Below are 3,517 nucleotides of genomic sequence, written 5' to 3'. Positions count from 1 at the left end.
CTTATTGACTATTTCTAATTTCTCTTGTTGGCTTAAATAATCTCCAATATCATGATAATGAATTGTGGCGTTTTCATTTAACGATTTTGGATTTTTTACTAAAAGAGTAATAGATATGGGAGTTCTTGAACCTGACCCAAATATTTTACCACCTTCTTTTCTACTCAATTCTCCACTCGTCCGTTGATTGCCTCTTAGATTAAATACCCAAATACTGGAAAACTCTTTTTCAATGGCCTTTCTGAAACCATCCGTACTATTACCATCTAACCAAGCTCCATTACTCACAAAAGCAATTATGCCACCATTTTTCGGGTCTAATCTATCTGTACTCCACCTAAAAGCTTTGATATAAGAATCGTATAGAGCATTCTTGTTTGCCGCTGTACTTCTATTTGCGTAACTGTTTGCTATTCGACTATCTAATTTTATATATTTCTGATTTTGGGCTGCATCATTTTCTGATTTTTGGCCTGCAGAATATGGAGGGTTACCCATTATTACCCTCAATGGAGCTTTCATTTGCTTTTCTACCCTTGCAGAGTTTTGAGGGAACATTTCTGAAAAAAGTTCTTCACCCTTATCTGTTTCTCCTAATTGAAAGGTATCAGTAAGTACAATACCCTCGAATGGCTCATAGGGCACTTCACTTTCTTTAGAGTTATCGTATAATTCTTCAGACAACTTATCATGAAAAGCATTCTCAATATTAACCGCAGCTATGTAATAGGCTAATAGCACTATTTCATTTGCATGAAGTTCTGACTTATATTTTCTTGCTAAATCTTTCTTATCTATCAACCCACTTTGAATAAGCCTGGTAATAAAAGTACCGGTACCTGTGAAGGGATCTAATACATGAATGTTTTCATCTGAGATACTTCTGCCAAATTCTTTCTTTAAAACATCATTCACCGAATGGATAATGAAATCTACTACCTCCACTGGAGTGTAAACAATACCCAGCTGCTCTACCATTTTAGGGAAGGCAGTTTTAAAGAACTTATCATAAAGTTCTATTATGATTCTCTGTTTGCCCTCAGCATTATCAATGCCCTCTGCTCTTTTACGAACTGACTCATAGAATTTTTGAAGTGTTTCCGACTCTTCAGCCACTGACTTACCTTCTAACTCATCCAACATACCTTGCATGGCTGTGGACACTGCATTGCTTTTAACAAAAGAATAACCTTCGAACAATGCTTCAAATATTGGCTTGGTAATGATATGCTGTGCTAACATTTCTACCGCCTGAGGCTCTGTAATGCTTGGATTTATATTCTTTTGTAAACCATTTAAGAACTTATCAAATGCCTGTCGTTGATCTTTCTTAGTTTCGATAAGGTGTTTAATTCTCTCAATTTGTCTTTCTGCAATAATGGCAACATCTTTTGCCCATTGCTCCCAATATCTACGATCTCCAACCTTTTGAACTAACTTGGCAAAGACCACAGATTGAAGTTGCTCGAACTGAATAGCTATTTGATTTGAAAGATCGCCAGAACCTGTGCCTCTGCCATCGATAGGATTACCATCACCATCAAATGAGGTTTCAACACCTCCGACAACTACTTTGCCGGGCTTTCTTTTATTTAGCTCGATTTTGTTTACTAAAGCATTAAACCTATCGTCATGTGCTCTCAATGCATTTAGAACTGTCCATACAACTTTATAGCGTTCATTATCATCTAAGGCCTTATCTGCCTCCACATCTGAAGGAACAACTACTGGGATAATAATATAACCATATTTCTTACCAGGGGATTTACGCATAACCCTACCGACAGACTGAACCACATCTACCTGAGAATTACGAGCGGATAAGAACAAGACAGAATCGAGCGAAGGAACATCTACACCCTCACTCAAAACTCTTACATTGGTGATAACCCTACACTGATTATCAGGAGTATCTTCTTTAAGCCAACCGAGCATTTTATCTCTTTCTGGAGCACCCATAGTGCCATCCATATGTTGGGACTCAACACTTACCATTTTCTCTTTTTTATCTGCCGGCAATGCGTCTAAATATGCGTCTGTGGCGAGATTGAATGTGTTAGTAATTTGCCTTGAATTCGAAATGTTAGAGCAGAAGGCAACCGCTCTTTTCATTGGGTTAGGATCTGACTTTTTTGTTTCGCCATCATCACCCAAAAACTGTTTAGAAAGTGCATTAATGCAGCCAATTAACTTGGTAGCATCATCAGTAGTGATTTCGGTAGAATCACCAGCTATAATATTTTTAAAGGCAGGAGGAACGTCTTGATCATTAAGAGTAAGGATTAATACTTTATAATCCGTGAGTAAGTCTCTTTCTACAGCCTCTCCAAAACCGATACGGTAAATCTCTTTGCCATAAAGAGCTTCATCATCCATAGAGCATAGATAAGCATCTGCTTGGGCAGCGCGGCTCTTGGAATCGTCATTATAAAGACGTGGAGTAGCTGTCATATATAACCTTTTCTTGGCTTTTAAGAAATCTGCATCATGAACTTTGGTAAATGCGGATTCATCTTGGCCAGCCAATGAAACACCCGTAGTTCTGTGAGCCTCATCACAAATGATAAGATCGAACTCCTTATGACCTTGTTTTAGTAATGCCTTCTGAGCTTTGGCTATGACATCAATGGATTGATAAGTTGAAAAGACAACTGTCATACCCGGAAGGCCTTTTTCTTTTATTCTATCAAATTGATATAAAATACTATCTGTATCAGTTGATGCAGGAAGCGCTAAATCTACTACACTGTAATAATCAGAATCAGCATTGCGTTGTCTATCTCTTGTTATTTCCGAGTCTGAACATATACAAATGGCATTAATTGGCTCATTTGCATCTGCACTCCATTCTCGTAATGTCTGGCCTAAAAGAGCAATAGAAGGAACAAGAAAAAGGACTAGGCCTTTGCCTGCTGTTTCATTTTCGGCAATTCTAAGTGCATTAAAGGTTTTGCCAGTACCGCAGGCCATGATGAGCTTGCCTCTGTCTGCTTCTTTGAAATGCTCGTGTGTTTTTTCAAGAGCTTCTGTCTGGTGTGGACGCAATGTTTTCTTTGGAGTACGAGCAGCCTCACCGTGAACGCCAGATTCTAACTTTTCCCAATCTACCGGAGCTTCTACAAGCTCAATAAGATTAATTCTGGTAACTGGTGGGTTTTGATTAGTGATTGCCTCTGTGGCATTTGGCCCCCAATTATTAGTAGTGGAAATCCAAAGTCTATGACGAAAACGAGTTGTTTTTAGCTCTTCATCTTTAAACTCCCTGCCTGATGTAGATAGGAAACTATCAACAGCTGGTTTATCTATACGTGAGTTTTCTTGGTAACATTTACATTGAATAGCCCAATAATCTCCTTCATTGGTAAGAGCTACTAAATCTATTCCAGTATCAGAACCACCTAAATCCATCTTTCCAGGAAACTCATTCCACATCCATACATTTTTGAACTTATACGCATACTTAGGGTCTGTCATCAAATAGGCTTGCATTAGCCTTTCGAATCGATCGCCTTTATCG

At 38.4% G+C, this 3,517-nt stretch carries 1 protein-coding gene; it reads right to left on the bottom strand.

What is annotated here, in order from left to right:
* Positions 1-3,517, bottom strand: a 3,517-nt coding sequence (locus E1140_RS02355; protein ID WP_155178640.1) for a restriction endonuclease, incomplete at both ends; no start/stop codon positions are given.

This window comes from Fulvivirga lutimaris (assembly GCF_009711525.1).
Taxonomy (GTDB): domain Bacteria; phylum Bacteroidota; class Bacteroidia; order Cytophagales; family Cyclobacteriaceae; genus Fulvivirga; species Fulvivirga lutimaris.
Note: the sequence above shows the minus strand (reverse complement) of the source record. Positions and strands in the feature narration are given on the sequence as shown.